Raw genomic sequence first — 19,192 nt, 5'->3', positions numbered from 1 at the left:
CCTGCCATGAACCCCTGCAGCCTTCATCACCTGTTGAAACAACGCCTGGATGCAGGCGAATGGTTGCCAGGGCAACGCATGCCCTCCATTCGCAAGCTGACGGCGGCGGTCGACTTCAGTTACCACGACGTCGTCTCGGCCTATGCCCAGCTGGTCAGCGAAGGTGTGCTGACGGCCTCGCCCGGCCGCGGCTACTTCGTCGCAAACCGCACCCGGCAAACCAGCGTGATCCATGAACCCGAGTGCATGGCGGGCGATCCGCTTTTCCGTCTGCTGCAGGGCGGCCAGCACTACACCAAGCTGGGCAGCGGCTGGCTGCCCCCAGCGTGGCGCGACACCGAGCTGCTGGCCAAGGCGATTCGCCGCACGGCGCGGCTGGAGCAAAGTTCGCTGGCCGAATATGGCGATATCCAGGGTTACCTGCCCATGCGCAAGCAGCTGTGCGTGCACATGAAGCGGCTGACCCGTGTCGAAGCCCGCCCCAACCAGTTGCTGACCACCCTGGGTGCCACGCAAGGCCTGGACCTGGTTGCCCGGTTGCTGATCAAGCCGGGCGACCACGTTTTTGTCGATGAACCGGGCAATGGCAACCTGATCAAGCTGATCCAGCTGGCGGGCGGGCACGTCGTCGGCATTCGACGGACCCAGGACGGGCCGGACGTGGAAGAAATGAGAAGCCACCTGGCCAGGCACAAGGTCAAGGCGTTCTTCTGCAACAGCACCTTCCACAATCCGACCGGTAGCAACATCAGCCCGCACAACGCCTTCAGCGTGCTGCGCCTGGCAGTGGAGCACGAGTTCTACGTGGTCGAGGATGATGTATACGGCGACTTCAGCCCTGCCGTGCGCCAGACATTCGCCGAGCTGGACAACCTTGACCGGGTCATCTACATCGGCAGTTTTTCCAAATGCCTGTCCGCCTCGTTGCGCGTGGGCTTCATCGCCTGCTCGCAAGACCTGATAGAACCGCTGACCCGCCTGAAACTGCTGACCTGCGTTGCCGTGCCTGCGTTTTGCGAGCGCTTCGTCAACACCATATTGTCGGACGGCACCTATGCCCGGCATATGAAGGATGTGCAGCAGCGCCTGATCAGGCAACAGGTCCAGACCCAACGCTTGTTGCTCGAGCGTGGCTGGCAGTTCGAGATCGCGCCGCAAGGGGGCATGTTCCTCTGGGTCTATCACCCGGACCTGCCAGACCTGCAACCCCTGGTGCGCAAACTGGAGCAGCACAAGATCCTGCTGATGCCCGGCTCTGCGTTTGCGGTCACCCGTGACTACCGACGCTATGCGCGCATCAACTGCACGCATTTTTCCGAGACGTTGGCAGACCACTTCATCGTTTAAGCCTGCGCAGGTAAATAAACCGACATGGGACCTTGCATGGCGCCTGCGCGCTTACTACCTTAGCGCCTTTCGAAACCCGCCTCGCCTTGCAGGAGCCCTTGTCATGGCCGCCCCCGCCTTTCCTCCCTTCCGCCTGCGGTTTGCAACCGCCGCCACGCTGCTCGGCATGCTCGGGCTGGCCGGCTGCCAGACGGGCGGCCATCAGGACAGCGTGCCACCGACCAGCGGCGTGCAGCCGCTCAAAGGCCTGGCGCAAAACGTCTCGGTACGCCGCAACGCCATGGGCGCGCCGTTGATCGAAAGCAGCAGCTTCCACGATGCGCTGTTCAGTCTGGGCTATGTGCACGCCGGCGACCGCATCGAGCAGATGATCGCCATGCGCCTGCTGGCCCAGGGTCGCCTGGCCGAACTGGCCGGCAGCGAAGCGCTGGACATCGACCGCCTGATGCGCGCTGCCAACCTCAAGCAGAGCGCCGCCCAGCAATACGCCGACGCATCGCCACGGCTCAAGCGCTTTTTCGAAGTGTATGCACGCGGGGTCAACGCCTACCTGTTCCGCTACCGCGACAAGCTGCCGGCCGATCTGGCCAACAGTGGCTATCGCCCCGAATACTGGAAGCCTGAGGATTCGGCGCTGATCTTCTGCCTGTACGCGTTCAGCCAGTCGGTGAACCTGCAGGAAGAACTGAGCGCCCTGACCCTGGCCCAGAAGGCTGGCAGCGACAAACTGGCCTGGCTGCTGCCCGGCGCCCCGGATGAGCCACTGGCTGAAAGCGAAGTGGACAAGCTCAAGGGCCTGAACCTGGCCAGCCAGCTGCCTGGCCTTCAGGCGCTGGCGGCCGCCAGCCAGAAACTGGCCGACCTTGACCTGCTCGGCAGCCCGGGCTCGGCCAACCTGGCGCTGGGCCCGCAGCGCAGCCGCAGTGGCAAGAGCCTGCTGGCCAGCGACAGCCGCGCCGCCTGGGCCCTGAGCCCGGTGCAAATCCACACGGGCAAGTACCAGGTCGCCGGCCTGTCGTTGCCCGGCCTGCCGATCGTGCTGGCTGGCTACAACGGCAAGCTGGCCTGGAGCAGCAGCGCCGTGATGGCCGACAACCAGGACCTGTACCTGGAGCAACTGCGTCGCCAGGGCAGCCAGCTGAGCTACCTGGCCGATGGCAAATGGCTGCCGGCCCGCGCCCGTAGCGAAACCTTCTTTGTCCGTGGCCAGCGCCCGCTGCGCGAGGTGATGTACGACACCCGCCACGGCACCTTGCTGGCCCAACCCGACAACGCAAGCCTGGGCCTGGCGCTGAACCTACCGCAGTTCAAGGGTGACCGCAGCCTGGATGCGCTGTTTGACCTGACCCGGGCCAAGAACGTCGAGCGCGCCTTCGACAGCACCCGTGAAGTGACGGCTGCTGCCCTCAATTTCGTCTTCGCCGAACCTGAGCACATCGGCTGGCAAGTCAGTGGCCGCTACCCCAATCGCCGCGAAGGCCAGGGCCTGCTGCCCTCGCCGGGCTGGGACGGGCGCTATGACTGGGACGGCTATGCCGACCCGATGCTGCACCCCTACGACCAGGACCCACCCGCCGGCTGGATCGGCCACGCCAACCAGCGCAGCCTGCCACGTGGCTATGGCATGCAGCTGTCCAGCACCTGGTACTACCCGGAACGCGCTGAACGCCTGGCCCAGCTGGCCGGCAATGGCCGCCACGACAGCCGCAGCCTGATGGCCCTGCAAAACGATCAGGTAACCCTGCTGGCCGACAAGCTCAAGCAGATGTTCGATGCCCCTGGCATGGCCCAGCCACTGAAGCAGGCGATCGATGCCCTGCCCGCCGCACAGCGCGACAAGGCCAAAGACGCGCTGGCCCGGCTGAAGGCTTTCGACGGCCGTCTGAGCCCGGTGTCGGCCGATGCAGCGCTGTATGAGCTGTTCCTCCAGGAAGTTGCACGGCAGACGTTCCTCGACGACCTTGGCCCGGAGTCCGGCCCGGCTTGGCAGGCCTTCGTCAACAATGCTCGTTTGTCGTTCTCGGCGCAGGCAGATCACCTGCTGGGTCGCGATGACAGCCCGTTCTGGGATGACCGCAATACCCCGCAGAAGGAAGACAAGCCAACCATCCTCGCCCGCAGCCTGGCTGGCGCGGTGGATGCCGGCTTCGCTCAATTGGGCGCCGACCGCCGCGCCTGGCAGTGGGGCAAGCTGCACCAGTACCGCTGGCCGACCCCGGCCTACCATGGCCTGGGCGATGGAATCAGCCGTGCGCCGCTGGCTGCCGGGGCGACTTCACGACCTTGGCGCTCACGCCGTACGCCTGGGGCAGCGACTTCGACACCCGCCTGCCGGCCTCGGCGCGGATGATCGTCGACTTTGGCCAGGCCGAACCGTTGCAGGTGCTGACCAGCAGCGGGCAGTCCGGCAACCCGGCCAGCGTGCATTACAATGACGGCCTGGATGCCTGGCTCAAAGGGCGCTTCATGAGCCTGCCGCTACAGCCGCAGAACTTCGGGCGGGCGTTTGGCAACCAGCGGCTGACACTGGTACCGGCCCGCTAGGGGTCAAGCTTCCAACTCCTTATCCCCGATCCAGGTCTTTAACCTCCTCTATACCGCGTGCGCTGTATCAGCACACGCGGCTTCACTTCATTTAGAGGATGTTCGTAATGACCGCTGAAACCCTGAAGATCGAAGTATCCTGGCCAGCAACGCAAGAAATTCCAGATGGCAGCACCATTGAATTGCAGCTGTGGGCAGGCAATGAGCATGCAAGCTACGGCATGATCGACGTTGAAATTTCCGAAGCGGCGGTCAACTCGCCGGTCACCTTTGAAGTGCCCGTCAATATGCAGGAACTGCAAAGTGAAGATGGCACCACCCGCTGGGACTACTTCCATACATCCCCCAGGCTGGTGCACGGCGGGTTCATCAAGAATATTGCCTACGCAGAAAAGATCAGCGTTGCCGAGGCCATGGCATCCGGCTGGAAAATGTCTCTGCGCTGAACAGTGACTGACTAAATGCGGCCATCGCCCCCTTTGTGCGATGGCGGCTGCGTGTCACTCGAACTTTACCTGCCCGATGAGGCTCAGAACTGGCAAGCCCTCAGATAACGGGATTGCCATGGACCTCGTCATCGCCCGCCCAGAAGGCCTCTACTGCCCGCCCGGTGATTTCTACATAGACCCTTGGCGGCCCGTGGACCGCGCCGTGATCACCCATGGCCACGGTGACCATGCACGCACTGGCAATGGCCATTATCTGACCGCCAGCCCCGGCGCCGGCATCCTGCGTAGCCGCCTGGGCCAAGACATCAACTTGCAGACCCTGCCCTACGGCGAGCGCCTGGTACACCATGGCGTGACCCTGAGCCTGCTCCCGGCCGGGCATGTGCTGGGCTCGGCGCAGGTGCGCCTGGAGCACCAGGGCCAAGTCTGGGTCGCCTCTGGTGACTACAAGGTTGAGCCGGATGGCACCTGTGCCCCCTTCGAACCGGTGCCGTGCCACACCTTCATCACCGAATCGACCTTCGGCCTGCCGATCTACCGCTGGCCCAGCCAGGGCGAGATTTTTGCCGACATCAACGCGTGGTGGCGGGCCAACAGCGAACAGGGCAAGGCCAGCGTGCTGTTCTGCTATGCCTTCGGCAAGGCCCAGCGCATTCTGCATGGGCTGGACCCCAGCATCGGCCCGATCCTCGTGCATGGCGCCGTCGAGCCTCTTAACCGGGTGTACCGGGACGCCGGCATACACCTGCCAGAGACGCGCTATGCCGGCGATATCCCGCGCAACGACCCTTTGCTGCGCCAGGCGCTGGTCCTGGCGCCCCCCTCGGCCAGCGGCAGCAGCTGGATGCGCCGCTTCGGCGAGTACAGCGATGCGTTCGCCAGTGGCTGGATGCTGCTGCGCGGCACTCGCCGGCGGCGCGGTGTGGACCGTGGCTTCGTGCTCTCGGACCATGCCGACTGGCCCGGCCTGCTGTGGGCAATCGGCCAGACCGGCGCCGAACGGGTGATGGTCACCCACGGCTCGGTCAACGTGCTGGTGCGCTACCTCAACGAACAAGGCCTTGATGCCCGCGCCTTCGCCACCGAATACGGCGACGAGGACGACGCTGTCACTACTGAACCCACACCATGAAAGCCTTCGCCACGTTGTACCTGCGCCTGGATGCGACCACCTCCAGCAATGCCAAGCTTGAGGCCCTGCGCGACTATTTCGCCAGTGCCCCCGCCGAGGATGCGGCTTGGGCCGTGTACTTTCTGGCCGGCGGGCGCCCGCGCCAGCTGGTGCCCACACGCGTGTTGCGCGAACAGGCAACCGCCCGGGCCGGGTTGCCGGACTGGCTCTTCGAAGAAAGCTATCAGGCAGTGGGCGACCTGGCCGAAACCATTTCGCTGTTGTTGCCCATACACGCCGATGGCAGCGATGAAGGCCTTGCCACCTGGGTGGAGCAGTATTTGCTGCCCCTGCGCGGGCTACCGCCGGAGCAGGTTCAGCAGCGCCTGCAGCCGCTGTGGGCGCAGCTGGACCGCCCCAGCCTGATGCTGTGCCTGAAGTTGATCACGGGCAGTTTTCGCGTGGGCGTGTCCAAGCTGCTGGTCACCCGTGCCTTGGCGCAACTGGCCGGCCTGGACGCCAAACGCGTGGCCCAGCGGATGGTCGGCTACACCGATATCAGCCACCGCCCCACGGCGGCCAGCTACCAGATGCTGATCGCCGCCGAGTCGGCCGATGAACACAGCCAGCGCGGCGGCCAGCCCTACCCGTTCTTTCTGGCCCACCCGCTGCAAGCGCCAACCGAACAGTTCGACACACTGCTCGGGCCGCCAAGTGCCTGGCAGATCGAGTGGAAATGGGACGGTATTCGCGCCCAGGTGGTCAAGCGCGAGGGCCAACTGTGGGTCTGGTCGCGTGGTGAGGAGCTTGTCACCGAACGCTTCCCCGAGCTGCACAGCCTGGCGCAGACGTTACCCGATGGCGTCGTGCTGGATGGTGAAATCCTGGTATGGAAGCCAGGCGCTACCCCCGCAGAACTGGCCGTACAGCCTTTTGCCCTGTTACAGCAGCGCATCGGGCGCAAGACGCTGGGCAAAAAATTGCTGAGCGATGCCCCGGTGGTACTGCAAGCCTACGACCTGCTGGAATGGCAAGGCGAGGACTGGCGCAACCGGCCGCAGCACGAGCGCCGCCGGCAACTGGAACGGTTGGTGGAAGACCACCCACTGGCGCCGGTGCTGCTGTCGCCGCTGCTCGAAGGCCCGGACTGGGCCGACCTCGCCCGCCAGCGCGAGCAATCACGCAGCCTGGGTGTCGAGGGGCTGATGCTCAAGCAGCGTGAAGCCCTGTACGGCGTGGGGCGCACCAAGGACATGGGCACCTGGTGGAAGTGGAAGATCGACCCGTTCAGCGTCGATGCCGTATTGATCTACGCCCAGCGTGGCCACGGCCGGCGGGCCAGCCTGTACAGCGACTATACCTTCGCCGTGTGGGACGCACCGGCCGGCACCCCGGGGCGCGCACTGGTGCCCTTTGCCAAGGCCTACTCCGGGCTCAGTGACGAAGAAATGCGCAAGGTCGACGCCATTATCCGCAAGACCACAGTGGAAACCTTCGGCCCGGTGCGCAGCGTAACGCCGACGCTGGTGTTCGAGCTGGGCTTTGAAGGCATCGCGTTATCGAAGCGCCACAAAAGCGGCATCGCCGTGCGCTTTCCGCGCATGCTGCGCTGGCGGCTGGACAAGCCGGTGGAAGAGGCGGATGACCTGGCAACCTTGCAGGCATTGCTGGCCTGAGGCGATTCCGGCCCCCGGCCTCTTCGCGGGCGTGCCCGCGAAGAGGCCTGCGCGGTGACAGGGAGGCGCAACGCTAAAAATTATGCTTCTATCTTTGAGCCGACCCGTGTCGCAGACCGTATTCGCCACGCATCCAGGACCACCATGCACCATTCAACCCACGACCTGCTCTCACCCGTTCCGGGCATCACTCGCCAACTGCACAGCTTTCACTTCGGCCCCCGCGGTGGCGGCAAGGTCTATATCCAGGCCTCGCTGCACGCCGACGAGCTGCCGGGCATGCTGGTGGCCTGGCACCTCAAGCGCCGCTTGATGGCACTTGAGCAGCAAGGCCGCCTGCAGCGTGAAATCATCCTGGTACCGGTGGCCAACCCGGTCGGCCTGGAGCAAGTGCTGCTGGATGCGCCACTGGGGCGCTTCGAACTGCAAAGCGGCGAGAACTTCAACCGCAACTTCGTCGACCTGTCGGACAGCATTGGCGACCAGATCGAAGAACACCTGGCCCAGGACCCTGCGCACAACATCGCGCTGATTCGCGAATACCTGCGCCGGGGGCTGGACGCTCACCCGGCCCGCACGCCCCTGCAGGCCCAGCGCCTTATCCTGCAGCGCCTGGCCTGCGACGCCGACCTGGTGCTGGACCTGCACTGCGATTTCGAGGCGGTCGAGCACCTGTACACCACGCCCGACGCCTGGCCGCAAATCGAGCCGCTGGCCCGCTACCTGGGCGCCCAGGCCAGCCTGCTGGCCACCGACTCGGGCGGGCAGTCGTTCGACGAATGCTTCAGCCTGGTCTGGTGGCAGTTGCAGCAACGCTTCGGCAAGCGCTTCCCCATCCCGCTGGGCTGCTGCTCGGTGACTGTCGAGCTGCGCGGCCAGGCGGATGTCAGCCATGACCTGGCCAGCAAAGATTGCCAGGCGATAATCGACTTCCTGACCCACGCGGGTGTCATCGAAGGCACTAGCCCCGCCTTGCCGGCCTTGCTCAACCCCGCCACTGCGCTGGCCGCTGTCGAGCCGGTATCGACGCCATTGGGCGGTTTGCTGGTGTATCACGCCAAACCAGGGCAGCACCTGGAAGCCGGCCAGTTGATCGCAGAAATCATCGACCCTCTCAGCGACCGGGTGACCGCCATACGCAACAGCCAGCCGGGCCTGTTGTACGCCCGCAGCGTGCGGCGCATGGCAACGGCGGGCATGGTCATCGCCCATGTGGCAGGCGAGCAGGTGTGCCGCAGCGGCTACCTGCTGGGCAACTGATTCGGTAAAACCATTGCCCCTGGCGGCTGGTCTGTAGAAGCACAACCTTCGACGGACCACTGCCTCATGCCTACGGCCACCGACCTTGCCAATGCCTGGTTTGCCAAACGCGGCTGGAAGCCGTTCGCTTTCCAGCGACGCGTCTGGGCAGCCGTCGAACGGGGTGAATCCGGCTTGCTGCATGCCAGTACCGGTGCAGGCAAGACCTACGCGGTATGGCTGGCCGCGCTACGTGCATTCAAGGCCCTGCCACAGGGCCGCCAACCTGTGGCATTGCAGGTGGTGTGGGTCACGCCCATGCGTGCCCTGGCCGCTGACACTGCACGTGCCTTGCAAGCGCCGCTTGATGAGCTCGGGCTGCCCTGGAGCGTGGGGGTGCGCAGCGGCGACACCGGCAGCGCCGAACGCGCCCGCCAAGCTCGGCGCCTGCCCAGCGTGCTCGTAACCACCCCCGAAAGCCTGACCTTGCTGCTGACCCGGGCACAGGCCCGCGAGGATTTCGCCACGCTGCGCCTGGTGGTGGTGGACGAATGGCACGAACTGCTGGGCAACAAGCGCGGGGTACAACTGCAACTGGCCCTGGCCCACCTGCGCCAGTGGCACCCCGCGCTGCCCACCTGGGGCCTCTCTGCCACGCTCGGCAACCTGCGACACGCGCTGGACGTATTGCTGCCCCAAGGCGGCCTGCTGGTAGAGGGCCGCCAGGACAAGACGCTGCAGGTCGATACCCTGCTGCCGGCGGCGATCGAACGCTTCCCCTGGGCCGGGCACATGGGCCTGAAGATGCTCGAACAGGTCAGCCATGAGATCGACACCAGCGCCAGTTGCCTGGTGTTTACCAACACGCGCGCCCAAGCCGAACTGTGGTACCAGGCCCTGCTTGAAGCCCGCCCCGACTGGGCCGGGCTGATTGCCCTGCACCATGCCTCGCTCGCCCGAGATACCCGTGACTGGGTCGAGCGCCGCCTCAAGCAAGGCAACCTGAAGGCAGTGATCTGTACGTCCAGCCTGGACCTGGGCGTGGACTTCCTGCCGGTGGAGCGGGTGCTGCAAATAGGCTCGGCCAAGGGCATTGCCCGCCTGATGCAGCGGGCCGGTCGCTCCGGCCATGCACCGGGGCGGCGCTCGCGGATAACCCTGGTGCCTACTCACAGCCTGGAACTGGTGGAAGCAGCGGCGGCGCGCCAGGCACTGGCAGCCGGGCATATCGAAGCGCGCTTCTCGCCACGGCTGTGCATGGACGTACTGGTGCAGCACCTGGTCAGCATGGCCCTGGGCAGTGGCTTTCGCGCCGAAAAGCTGTTGGCCGAAGTGCGCAGCACCTGGGCGTTCGCCGAGTTGCGCGACAGCCAGTGGCAGTGGGCGTTGGACTTCGTCTGCCACGGCGGCGGCTCACTCAGCGCCTACCCGGACTACCAGCGCGTCGAACGCCAGGCCGATGGGACATACCGCGTGCCCAGCGAACGCCTGGCGCGGCGCCACCGCATGGGCATCGGCACCATCGTCAGTGATGCCCACCTGCAATTGAAATACTGGAGCAAGGGCGGCGGGGGCAAGACACTGGGCAGTGTCGAAGAAGCGTTCATCTCCCGCCTGCGGCCCGGTGATACCCTGGTATTTGGCGGGCGGGTGCTGGAGCTGGTGCGCGTGGAAAACATGACGGCCTATGTGCGCCGCAGCACAGCGCGCAAGGCAGCAGTGGCACGCTGGAACGGCGGACGCATGCCGCTCTCCAGCGAACTGGCCGACGCGCTGGTCGAACAACTCGACGCCGCAGCCCACAAGCGCTTCGACGGCCCCGAGATGCGCGCGGTGCGCCCGCTGCTGGCGCTACAGGCTCAATGGTCAGCGTTGCCCACTACCGGCACGCTGCTCGCCGAAACGTTCAAATCCCGCCAGGGCTGGCACCTGTTCATGTACCCGTTTGCCGGGCGCATGGCCAACCTGGGCCTGGCCAACCTGATCGCGTGGCGGGTCAGCCGCGTGCAGCCGCTGTCGGTGTCGATTGCCGTCAACGATTACGGGTTCGAACTGCTCAGCCCTGGCAACGTGGACTGGGCAGCGTATTTGCCGCAGGCGCTTGCTACCGAGCACCTGCTGGAGGACGTACTGGCGAGCCTGAATGCAGGGGAAATGGCGTTGCGGCGCTTTCGTGAGATCGCCCAGATAGCCGGGCTGGTGTTTGGCGGGTATCCCGCGGCGCAGAAAAGCACCCGCCAGATCCAGGCATCCAGTGGGCTGTTCTACGAGGTTTTCCGCAAGCATGACGCCGACAATCTGCTGCTTGGCCAGGCGCGGGACGAAGTGCTGAGCGAGGAGCTGGAAATCGAACGGCTGCATCAGCAATTGCTGAAGATGGGCAGCCTGCAGCTGGACCTGCGTCTGTTGAAACGGCCGGGGCCGTTGGCGTTTGCGTTGCTGGTGGAGGGCATGCGCGAGACGCTGAGCACCGAAAAACTGGCGGACCGGATTGCGCGGATGGTCGCTGACCTGGAGAGCGCTGCGTCTATGGACTCGGCTGAACAATGAATCATCAGCCCATCAAGCACTGTGGTCAGGCGCTCTGGCTGCTCCCCGACAAGGCCGTCTACTGGCCCGCCCGCCGCGCCCTGTTGGTGGCAGACGTGCACATCGGCAAGGCCGCCAGCTACCGCGCCCTTCATCAACCGGTGCCCCGCGGCACCACCCAGGCCACACTTGCCCGGCTGGATGCCTTGCTGGCCTCTCATGACTGTGAGCGACTGATCATCCTGGGCGATTTTCTTCATGCCCGAACGGCCCGGGCACCCGCAACGCTGGCCAAGGTGCACCAATGGCGCGAACGGCATGAGAACCTGCACATAGTCCTGCTACGCGGCAATCATGATCGTAACGCGGGCGATCCACCCGCTTCGCTGCGCATCGAGGTGCAGGATGAACCCTGGATACTAGAGCCGTTTGCGCTACAGCACGAACCCCGGCCCCACCCCACCCACCCGGTGTTGGCAGGCCATGTGCACCCGGTGTTCGTCCTGCGCGGCAAGGCCCGCCAGCGCCTGCGCCTGCCATGCTTCCTGATCGACGAAGGCGTGAGCCTGCTACCCGCATTCGGTGAGTTCACCGGCGGCTGGACCATCGCCCCCGATGGTAACGGCCGGGTATACCTGGCTGGCGCAGGGCGCGTCTGGCCGCTGTAAAGCGTTCAGGCTACAGGTGCTGGAGGCGGCTCGTCGGGTAACGTCGGCTCACCCGGCTCTACGGGCTGCGTTTCACCCGGTTCCGCCGGCTGTGGCGTATCGGGGCCAGGTTGGTGGGGCACGCCCCCCGCCTGCATCGGCAGCGGGTGCGCCAGCAATGACCAGGGCAACAACCCGACGTGGTTGGGCTGCAGGCCTGCCAGCTTGGCATTGATTGCGGGATGGAGTTTCATTGGCTGCTCCTGACGTAAGCCGATGCACATCATGCGCACCGGCATTACTGCGTTGGAGTGCCAAAGGCACGGGTAATTCCCCGCGTTTGTCGGCTCAGGTACGGGGCAGGGTAACGCCGCGCTGGCCCTGGTATTTGCCGCCACGGTCCTTGTATGACACTTCGCACTCTTCGTCCGACTGCAGGAACAGCATCTGTGCCACGCCCTCGTTGGCGTAGATTTTCGCCGGCAGCGTGGTGGTGTTGGAGAATTCCAGCGTCACATGGCCCTCCCACTCGGGCTCCAGCGGGGTGACGTTGACGATGATGCCGCAACGGGCGTAGGTGCTCTTGCCAAGGCAGATGGTCAGCACATCACGCGGAATGCGGAAGTACTCGACGGTGCGGGCCAGGGCGAAGGAGTTCGGCGGGATGATGCACACGTCGCTCTTGATATCGACGAAGCTGCCGGCATCGAAGTTCTTGGGGTCGACGGTGGCCGAGTTGATATTGGTGAAAACCTTGAATTCGTCGGCGCAGCGCACGTCGTAGCCGTAGCTGGAAACACCGAAGGAAATGACCCGGCTGTCCTGTTCGCCGCGCACCTGGCGCTCGACGAACGGTTCGATCATGCCGTGTTCCTGCGCCATGCGGCGAATCCACTTGTCCGATTTGATGCTCATGGCGGGGGTGTCCTGAAGAGTTGCGTGGTAAAAATCGTGATCGGCATCTTACCGGTCCCGGCGCCCAGGTTAAAGTTCTATGCCGCATCCCGCGCCAGGCGGAGGCTGCAGCCGCCGTCGATCCGAATTTGCCTAAAGCACCTTCAGACCATTGGCAGGTTGCGGAAAGTGGGGTAAGGTGACGCCACTGTGCTGCACGTGACACCGAGAATCTCTAGTTTGATGCACGATCCTGATCGGCCCATCGCTGAATTTTCTGCTCTCTTTGCGCTCAGTCCCGGGCAGGGTTTTTCCTGACCGTTATCAAATTGTCCAAGGAGACAGAAAAATGTCCAATCGCCAATCCGGTGTTGTCAAGTGGTTCAACGATGAGAAGGGCTACGGCTTCATCACCCCTCAAGCGGGCGACGACCTGTTCGTGCACTTCAAAGCCATCCAAGCTGACGGCTTCAAAACCCTGAAAGAAGGCCAGGCTGTTACTTTCGTCGCTACCCGCGGCCAGAAAGGCATGCAGGCTGAAGAAGTTCAGATCGCCTAAGTCGATCTCGCTTCCTAGCTTTCAAAAAAACCCGCCTTCTGGCGGGTTTTTTTATGCCCGACTGAAAGACCGAGTCGCCTTCTTCGCGGGTGAACCCGCTCCCACAGGACCGCGCAGCATTTGAAGGCTGCGTCGTACCTGTGGGAGCGGGTTCACCCGCGAAGAAGGCGACTCGGTCTGACAGATCAATCTTCGCTGATGGTAATGCTCGGCATCGCCGGTGCCGCCGCTTCTTGCAAGACGATCCGTGCACCCACCTGGCGGGCCAGCTCCTGATAGACCATGGCAATCTGGCTTTCCGGCTCGGCAATCGCCGTGGGCTTGCCGCTATCGGCCTGCTCGCGGATCAGCATCGACAACGGCAACGATGCCAGCAGGTCGACGCCATACTGACTCGCCAGCTTCTCACCACCGCCTTCGCCGAACAGGTGTTCCGCATGGCCGCAGTTCGAACAGATATGCACAGCCATGTTCTCGACCACGCCGAGCACCGGGATGTTGACCTTGCGGAACATCTCCACGCCTTTCTTGGCATCCAGCAATGCCAGGTCCTGCGGGGTGGTAACGATCACAGAACCGGCCACCGGCACCTTCTGCGCCAAGGTCAGCTGGATATCGCCGGTGCCCGGCGGCATGTCGATCACCAGGTAATCCAGGTCGTCCCAAGCCGTCTGGGTCACCAGTTGCAGCAGCGCACCGGAAACCATCGGGCCACGCCAGACCATCGGCGTGTTGTCGTCGGTGAGGAACGCCATGGACATGACTTCCACACCATGGGCCTTGATCGGCACAAACCACTTCTGGTCACGGATCTGTGGGCGGGTGCCTTCAGCAATACCAAACATCACGCCCTGGCTCGGGCCGTAGATGTCGGCATCGAGAATACCCACCCGCGCGCCTTCACGGGCCAGGGCCAAGGCCAGGTTGGCCGCTGTGGTCGACTTGCCCACCCCACCCTTGCCCGAGGCCACGGCGATGATGTTCTTGACGTTGGCCATGGCCGGTACCTGGGCCTGGGCCTTGTGCGCGGCCACCTGGCAATCGATCGACACCTGGGCGCTGCTGACACCCTCGAGGTTGCCGATGGCGGTCTGCAGCACCTGGGCCCAGCCGCTCTTGAACAGCCCGGCGGCATACCCCAACTGCAACTGCACGCTGACCTGCCCGCCCTGGATATCGATGGCGCGCACGCAACCGGCGCTGACCGGGTCCTGGTTCAGGTAGGGGTCGGTGTACTGGCGAAGCACGCCTTCGACGGCGGCACGGGTGACGGCACTCATGGACACTCCCATTGGCAAACTTGATGTAGAACAGGCGCCTATCCTAACCCGTCAATCGTCAGCAGATGCGCATGCGGGGTGAAATATCTTCGCCAGCCCTTTATAGTGGCCGATCATCCTCATTTTTACCCCGTAGCCAGATAAGTAGCCGAGCCACCATGTCCGAGCCACGTCAGATTCTCGTCACCAGCGCCCTGCCCTATGCCAATGGATCAATCCATCTTGGCCATATGCTCGAGTACATCCAGACAGACATGTGGGTCCGCTTCCAGAAAATGCGCGGCAACCAGTGCATCTACGTCTGCGCCGACGACGCCCATGGCTCGGCCATCATGCTGCGTGCCGAAAAGGAAGGCATCACCCCGGAACAGCTGATCGCCAATGTCCAGGCCGAGCATACCGGCGACTTCGCCGACTTCCTGGTGGAGTTCGACAACTTCCACTCCACCCACAGCGAAGAAAACCGTGAACTGTCGAGCCTGATCTACACGCGCCTGCGTGAAGCCGGGCACATCGCTACCCGTTCGGTAACCCAGTACTTCGACCCGGAAAAGGGCATGTTCCTGGCCGACCGCTTCATCAAGGGCACCTGCCCCAAGTGCGCGGCCGAAGACCAGTACGGCGACAACTGTGAAAAATGCGGCGCCACCTACGCGCCCACCGAGCTGAAGAACCCCAAGTCGGCGATTTCCGGTGCCACCCCGGTACTGCGTGATTCCCAGCACTTCTTCTTCAAGCTGCCAGACTTCCAGGCCATGCTGCAGCAGTGGACCCGCAGCGGCACCCTGCAGGACGCGGTGGCCAACAAGCTGGCCGAATGGCTGGATTCCGGGCTGCAGGAGTGGGATATCTCCCGTGACGCGCCGTACTTCGGCTTCGAAATCCCGGGCGAGCCGGGCAAGTACTTCTACGTATGGCTGGACGCGCCAATCGGCTACATGGCCAGCTTCAAGAACCTGTGCGCACGCCGCCCCGAGCTGGACTTCGACGCCTTCTGGAAGGAAGACTCCAAGGCCGAGCTGTACCACTTCATCGGCAAGGACATCGTCAACTTCCACGCCCTGTTCTGGCCCGCCATGCTTGAAGGCGCCGGCTTCCGCAAGCCGACCGCGGTCAACGTGCACGGCTACCTGACCGTCAACGGCGCCAAGATGTCGAAGTCGCGCGGCACCTTCATCAAGGCCCGCACCTACCTTGACCACCTGCAGCCGGAATACCTGCGTTATTACTATGCAGCCAAGCTGGGCCGAGGCGTCGACGACCTGGACCTGAACCTGGAAGACTTCGTGCAGAAGGTCAACTCCGACCTGGTTGGCAAGGTGGTCAACATCGCCAGCCGCTGCGCCGGGTTCATCCACAAAGGCAATGAAGGCGTGATGGTGGCCGGCGATGCCGCACCGGAGCTGACCGAAGCATTCCTGGCCGCTGCCCCGTCTATCGCCGAAGCCTATGAAGGCCGCGACTTTGGCCGCGCCATGCGCGAGATCATGGCGCTGGCCGACCGCGCCAACGCCTGGATCGCCGACAAGGCACCGTGGTCGCTGGCCAAGCAGGAAGGCAAGCAGGATGAAGTGCAGGCCATCTGCGCCCAGGGCATCAACCTGTTCCGTCAGTTGGTGATCTTCCTCAAGCCAGTGCTGCCTGTGCTGGCTGCCGACGCCGAGGCCTTCCTCAACGTTGCCCCGCTGGCCTGGAACGACCACCAGTCGCGCCTGGAAAACCACCCGTTGAACCCGTTCAAGGCGCTGATGAGCCGCATCGAACCGGCCAAGGTCGAAGCCATGATTGCCGCCAGCAAGGAAGACCTGCTGGCCGCCGAAGCCAAGGCCCCGGCGGGCAATGGCGAGCTGACCAAGGACCCGCTGTCGGCAGAAATCGAGTTTGACACCTTTGCTGCCGTTGACCTGCGCGTGGCACTGATCGTCAAGGCCGAAGCCGTGGCGGGTGCCGACAAGCTGCTGCAGCTGACCCTGGACATCGGTGACGAGCGCCGCAACGTGTTCTCCGGCATCAAGTCGGCTTACCCCGACCCGTCCAAGCTGGAAGGCCGCCTGACCATGATGGTAGCCAACCTCAAGCCACGGAAAATGCGCTTTGGCGTGTCCGAAGGCATGGTCATGGCAGCCGGCCCTGGCGGTGAAGAAATCTACCTGCTGAGCCCGGACAGCGGCGCCAAGCCAGGCCAGCGCATCAAGTAACGCCCCTGCCCCGGCCCTCGTGCCGGGGCAGTTCCTTCTGCGCCTTGCTTGCCGGACAATCACCCTGATTCCCGGCTATCGTCATCTCATGAACGACTACATCCTGGTCCTGATCAGCGCCGCGCTGGTCAATCACCTGTGCCTGCTACAACCGTCAGCCCCCAGGCTGCACCTGCATGTGCACGGCCTGGCCTGCGCGCTGTGCATTGCGCTGGGCGTGATCGGTGCCCAGTTGCTGATGCGACTTGCCCCGTTGCACATCCACGACCTTGCTCTGTTCGTGCTATTGCCCTGGCTGGCATTGCTTGCCTGGGGTGTGCCGTGGCTGCTGGACAAATGGCGCCCGACCTGGCCCGTGACGGGGTTGCCAGCCCTGCTCTTGAGCAATGCCGTAGCGCTGGGGCTGGCGCTACAGCAGACCAGCGACGACAGCACGTGGCCCGCCATTCTGCTGCAAGCCTTGCTGGCCGGTGGTGGCTTCTGGCTGGCACTGGTCTTGTTCACTGACCTGCGCCAGCGCAGTGCCCATGCCGATATCCCCGGCGTGCTGCGCGGCCTGCCTATCGAACTGATCGGTGCCGGGGTAATGGCCATGGCATTTTCCGGTTTCAATGGGTTGTTTGCACAATGAATACCAGCCCTGACCCGCGACTACGCACCAGCATGAGCCTGGTCTTGCTGGCCTGCATACCTGGCCTGCTGACACTGCTGTGGCTGCACGGCTGGGGTTTGCTGGTGAACCTGTTGCTCTGCGCCAGTGCCGCCATACTCTGCGAAACCCTGCTGCTGGCAATGCGCGGGCAAACGCTGAAGCCGGCGCTTGGCGACTGCAGCGCACTGGTGACAGCCGTCTTGCTGGCGTGCGCCCTGCCCACCCTGGCCCCGTGGTGGTTGCCGGTGGTGGCCACAAGCGTTGCCATCGGCATCGGCAAGCAGGCCTTTGGCGGTGTCGGACGCAACCTGTTCAACCCGGCCATGGTCGGTTATGCCTTCGTGTTGCTGAGCTTCCCGTTACAGATGAACCACTGGCCAGGGCCCGCACCCGGCCTGCTGGATACCCTGCATCAGATGTTTGCGGGTAACGAACACATCGATGCCTGGGCCCGCCCTACGCTGCTCGACGGCCTGCGCCACAACCGCAGCCTCACCATGGATGAACTGTTCGCCAGCCACCCGGGCTTCGGCAGTATGGGTGGGAGGGGCAGCGAATGGGCCAACCTGGCGTTCCTGCTGGGCGGCCTGTTTCTGCTGCAGCGCAAGGTGATCAGCTGGCATGCGCCTGCGGGCTTGCTGGCAGGGCTATTCGTGTTCAGCCTGTTGGGCTGGAACGGTTCGGGGTCGGACTCCAACGGCTCACCGTTGCTGCACCTGTTCTCCGGCTCGACCATGCTGGCGGCGTTCTTCATTGCCACCGAGCCCGTCTCCGGCCCCAAAAATGAGTGGGCCAGGTTGTGCTTTGGCCTGGGAGCAGGGCTGCTGATCTACCTGATTCGCACCTGGGGCAGCTACCCGGATGGCACAGCATTCGCCATCCTGCTGATGAACCTCGTGGCGCCGAGCCTAGAGCGCCTGGCCCTGCAGCGCCAGCAGGCCGCCCGATGAACAGCCTGGCGCGAAATGCAGGCCTGCTGCTGCTCACCGGGGCACTGGCTGTGTCTGCCACGCTGGCATGGCGACAATGGACCGGTACTGCCATTGCCAGCGCCGAGAAGCAACTGCAAAGCCGTCAACGATTGGCGGTGCTGCCTGAAGGGAGTTACGACAACCAGCCACTGGACACGCCCCTTCCAAGGCCCGCCGCACAGCGGCCAAACAGCCGTATCCTGGCAGCTTACCGGGCAATGCGGGCAGGCGAGCCAACCGCAATCATCCTGATCACGCAGGCCCAAGGCTATGCCGGGCCGATCGTGCTGAGCATTGCCATCGCCACAGACGGCCGACTGATCGGCAGCCAAGTGGTCGAGCAACAGGAAAGCCCTGGGTTGGGCGCCCGCCTGGCAGACCCGCAGGTGGACTGGTTGGGGCAGTTTGCCAACCGTCAGTTGGGCGACCGCTGGGCGTTGAAGCGGGACCAGGGTGACTTCGACCAACTGGCTGGCGCAACCGTGACCTCGCGGGCAGTGATCACAGCATTACAGGAAGCCCTGACCTATTTCGACGAGCAGCGCAGCATGCTGCTGGAGGGCACCGCGCATGAATAGCTTCTACTGGCTGGCCGCAAGCCTTGTGCCCGTACTTGGCGCCACCAGAACGCTGCGCGAGGGCGCTGCCATCGGCGTGTGCGCGATAGTGATCAGCAGCTTGCACCAGTTGCTGCTGGCCCCCTTGCGCCAGCGGCTGGCCACCTGGGCATACGTGCTGGCAAGCCTGCTGCTGTTGGCGGCCCTGACAAGCTGCCTGCAACTGGCCCTGCGGGCGTGGCTACTGCCACTGGCCATTGCCCTCGGCCATTATCCTGCGCTGCTTTGCCTGCAATGCCTGGCTTTCGACCACCTGTTGCCTGGCCAGGGCCGCTGGCGCCTGCTCGCCAGGCACCTTGGCGCCGTGCTTGCCATCTGCCTGCTGCTCGGCGCCTTCCGCCAATGGTTGGCCGAGCTGACCGGTCTGCACCTTGCCAGCCTGGCCCCCGGCGCGCTGCTACTGCTCGGACTGCTGCTGGCCTTGTACAATCGCCTGCGTCCGGGCTCAGCCCACTCACGTCGTCAAGGAAAGCTCTGAT

General features: G+C 64.2%; 16 protein-coding genes and 1 pseudogene. 14 read left to right on the top strand and 3 right to left on the bottom strand.

Translation table 11 applies throughout. The features are described 5' to 3' along the window. Positions 1–6: 6 nt before the first annotated feature. The 8 genes and pseudogenes from N805_RS28020 to pdeM all read left to right on the top strand — a co-directional run bounded on the left by N805_RS28020 (position 7) and on the right by pdeM (position 11,563). The gene (locus tag N805_RS28020; protein WP_019471884.1) at positions 7–1,347 is read left to right on the top strand and encodes a PLP-dependent aminotransferase family protein; all 1,341 of its coding nucleotides are present in this window, start codon (positions 7–9) and stop codon (positions 1,345–1,347) included. Between the two features lie 103 nt (positions 1,348–1,450). After that, positions 1,451–3,891: pseudogene (locus N805_RS28015) on the top strand (penicillin acylase family protein). 107 nt (positions 3,892–3,998) lie between these two features. Continuing rightward, positions 3,999–4,337, top strand: coding sequence for a hypothetical protein (locus N805_RS28010; protein WP_019471886.1), 339 nt, complete (start codon positions 3,999–4,001; stop codon positions 4,335–4,337). 118 nt (positions 4,338–4,455) lie between these two features. After that, on the top strand, positions 4,456–5,472 hold the full coding sequence (locus N805_RS28005; RefSeq protein WP_019471887.1) for a ligase-associated DNA damage response exonuclease: 1,017 nt from the start codon (positions 4,456–4,458) through the stop codon (positions 5,470–5,472). Further along, the gene (locus N805_RS28000) at positions 5,469–7,127 is read left to right on the top strand and encodes an ATP-dependent DNA ligase (protein WP_019471888.1); all 1,659 of its coding nucleotides are present in this window, start codon (positions 5,469–5,471) and stop codon (positions 7,125–7,127) included. The genes N805_RS28005 and N805_RS28000 overlap by 4 nt, the downstream gene beginning before the upstream one ends. Before the next feature lie 144 nt (positions 7,128–7,271). Beyond that, complete coding sequence (locus N805_RS27995; protein WP_019471889.1) at positions 7,272–8,387, top strand: succinylglutamate desuccinylase/aspartoacylase family protein; 1,116 nt, start codon at positions 7,272–7,274, stop codon at positions 8,385–8,387. A gap of 66 nt (positions 8,388–8,453) precedes the next feature. Further along, positions 8,454–10,916, top strand: a complete 2,463-nt coding sequence (locus N805_RS27990; RefSeq protein ID WP_019471890.1) for a ligase-associated DNA damage response DEXH box helicase — start codon at positions 8,454–8,456, stop codon at positions 10,914–10,916. Beyond that, positions 10,913–11,563, top strand: a complete 651-nt coding sequence (pdeM, locus tag N805_RS27985) for a ligase-associated DNA damage response endonuclease PdeM (RefSeq protein ID WP_028614129.1) — start codon at positions 10,913–10,915, stop codon at positions 11,561–11,563. The genes N805_RS27990 and pdeM overlap by 4 nt, the downstream gene beginning before the upstream one ends. Before the next feature lie 5 nt (positions 11,564–11,568). Here pdeM and N805_RS27980 read toward each other — a convergent pair whose 3' ends face one another. Both N805_RS27980 and dcd read right to left on the bottom strand, forming a co-directional pair. Further along, on the bottom strand, positions 11,569–11,796 hold the full coding sequence (locus N805_RS27980) for a hypothetical protein (RefSeq protein ID WP_019473405.1): 228 nt from the start codon (positions 11,794–11,796) through the stop codon (positions 11,569–11,571). A 94-nt stretch (positions 11,797–11,890) separates the two neighbouring features. Further along, positions 11,891–12,457 (bottom strand): dCTP deaminase, encoded by a 567-nt coding sequence (dcd, locus tag N805_RS27975; RefSeq protein WP_003258001.1) that lies wholly within the window; start codon positions 12,455–12,457, stop codon positions 11,891–11,893. Between the two features lie 328 nt (positions 12,458–12,785). Between dcd and N805_RS27970 the strand changes: the two genes are divergently transcribed. Continuing rightward, on the top strand, positions 12,786–12,995 hold the full coding sequence (locus N805_RS27970; RefSeq protein WP_019473404.1) for a cold-shock protein: 210 nt from the start codon (positions 12,786–12,788) through the stop codon (positions 12,993–12,995). A gap of 185 nt (positions 12,996–13,180) precedes the next feature. Here N805_RS27970 and apbC read toward each other — a convergent pair whose 3' ends face one another. Further along, the gene (gene apbC / locus N805_RS27965) at positions 13,181–14,275 is read right to left on the bottom strand and encodes an iron-sulfur cluster carrier protein ApbC (RefSeq protein WP_016498225.1); all 1,095 of its coding nucleotides are present in this window, start codon (positions 14,273–14,275) and stop codon (positions 13,181–13,183) included. Between the two features lie 158 nt (positions 14,276–14,433). Between apbC and metG the strand changes: the two genes are divergently transcribed. From metG to N805_RS27940, 5 genes are all read left to right on the top strand, one after another. After that, complete coding sequence (gene metG, locus N805_RS27960) at positions 14,434–16,473, top strand: methionine--tRNA ligase (protein WP_019473403.1); 2,040 nt, start codon at positions 14,434–14,436, stop codon at positions 16,471–16,473. 88 nt (positions 16,474–16,561) lie between these two features. Then, positions 16,562–17,104 carry an Rnf-Nqr domain containing protein gene (locus N805_RS27955; RefSeq protein ID WP_019473402.1) on the top strand — a complete coding sequence of 181 codons (543 nt, stop codon included), beginning with the start codon at positions 16,562–16,564 and terminating at the stop codon, positions 17,102–17,104. Beyond that, a complete protein-coding gene (locus tag N805_RS27950; RefSeq protein ID WP_019473401.1) occupies positions 17,101–18,075 on the top strand; it encodes an RnfABCDGE type electron transport complex subunit D in 975 nt (324 codons plus the stop codon). Before N805_RS27955 ends, N805_RS27950 begins: the two co-directional genes overlap by 4 nt. Next, positions 18,072–18,674: an RnfABCDGE type electron transport complex subunit G gene (locus tag N805_RS27945; protein ID WP_019473400.1), complete on the top strand. Its 603-nt coding sequence runs from the start codon at positions 18,072–18,074 to the stop codon at positions 18,672–18,674. Before N805_RS27950 ends, N805_RS27945 begins: the two co-directional genes overlap by 4 nt. Beyond that, on the top strand, positions 18,667–19,191 hold the full coding sequence (locus N805_RS27940) for an Rnf-Nqr domain containing protein (protein ID WP_019473399.1): 525 nt from the start codon (positions 18,667–18,669) through the stop codon (positions 19,189–19,191). The genes N805_RS27945 and N805_RS27940 overlap by 8 nt, the downstream gene beginning before the upstream one ends. Position 19,192: the final 1 nt, after the last annotated feature.

The sequence above is a fragment of the Pseudomonas putida S13.1.2 genome (assembly GCF_000498395.2).
GTDB lineage: Bacteria > Pseudomonadota > Gammaproteobacteria > Pseudomonadales > Pseudomonadaceae > Aquipseudomonas > Aquipseudomonas putida_Q.
The sequence above is the reverse complement of the archived record's forward strand: the minus strand, read 5'-3'. Positions and strand labels throughout refer to the sequence as shown.

What these genes read in the sequence shown, in the direction of transcription:
- N805_RS28020 (WP_019471884.1), top strand. Translation starts at nt 7, where the DNA reads ATGAACCCCTGCAGCCTTCATCACCTGTTGAAACAACGCCTGGATGCA.
- N805_RS27950 (WP_019473401.1), top strand. Translation starts at nt 17,101, where the DNA reads ATGAATACCAGCCCTGACCCGCGACTACGCACCAGCATGAGCCTGGTC.
- N805_RS27970 (WP_019473404.1), top strand. Translation starts at nt 12,786, where the DNA reads ATGTCCAATCGCCAATCCGGTGTTGTCAAGTGGTTCAACGATGAGAAG.
- N805_RS28010 (WP_019471886.1), top strand. Translation starts at nt 3,999, where the DNA reads ATGACCGCTGAAACCCTGAAGATCGAAGTATCCTGGCCAGCAACGCAA.
- N805_RS27990 (WP_019471890.1), top strand. Translation starts at nt 8,454, where the DNA reads ATGCCTACGGCCACCGACCTTGCCAATGCCTGGTTTGCCAAACGCGGC.
- pdeM (WP_028614129.1), top strand. Translation starts at nt 10,913, where the DNA reads ATGAATCATCAGCCCATCAAGCACTGTGGTCAGGCGCTCTGGCTGCTC.
- dcd (WP_003258001.1), bottom strand. Translation starts at nt 12,457, where the DNA reads ATGAGCATCAAATCGGACAAGTGGATTCGCCGCATGGCGCAGGAACAC.
- N805_RS28005 (WP_019471887.1), top strand. Translation starts at nt 4,456, where the DNA reads ATGGACCTCGTCATCGCCCGCCCAGAAGGCCTCTACTGCCCGCCCGGT.
- N805_RS27945 (WP_019473400.1), top strand. Translation starts at nt 18,072, where the DNA reads ATGAACAGCCTGGCGCGAAATGCAGGCCTGCTGCTGCTCACCGGGGCA.
- N805_RS27980 (WP_019473405.1), bottom strand. Translation starts at nt 11,796, where the DNA reads ATGAAACTCCATCCCGCAATCAATGCCAAGCTGGCAGGCCTGCAGCCC.
- N805_RS27940 (WP_019473399.1), top strand. Translation starts at nt 18,667, where the DNA reads ATGAATAGCTTCTACTGGCTGGCCGCAAGCCTTGTGCCCGTACTTGGC.
- metG (WP_019473403.1), top strand. Translation starts at nt 14,434, where the DNA reads ATGTCCGAGCCACGTCAGATTCTCGTCACCAGCGCCCTGCCCTATGCC.
- N805_RS27995 (WP_019471889.1), top strand. Translation starts at nt 7,272, where the DNA reads ATGCACCATTCAACCCACGACCTGCTCTCACCCGTTCCGGGCATCACT.
- N805_RS27955 (WP_019473402.1), top strand. Translation starts at nt 16,562, where the DNA reads ATGAACGACTACATCCTGGTCCTGATCAGCGCCGCGCTGGTCAATCAC.
- apbC (WP_016498225.1), bottom strand. Translation starts at nt 14,275, where the DNA reads ATGAGTGCCGTCACCCGTGCCGCCGTCGAAGGCGTGCTTCGCCAGTAC.
- N805_RS28000 (WP_019471888.1), top strand. Translation starts at nt 5,469, where the DNA reads ATGAAAGCCTTCGCCACGTTGTACCTGCGCCTGGATGCGACCACCTCC.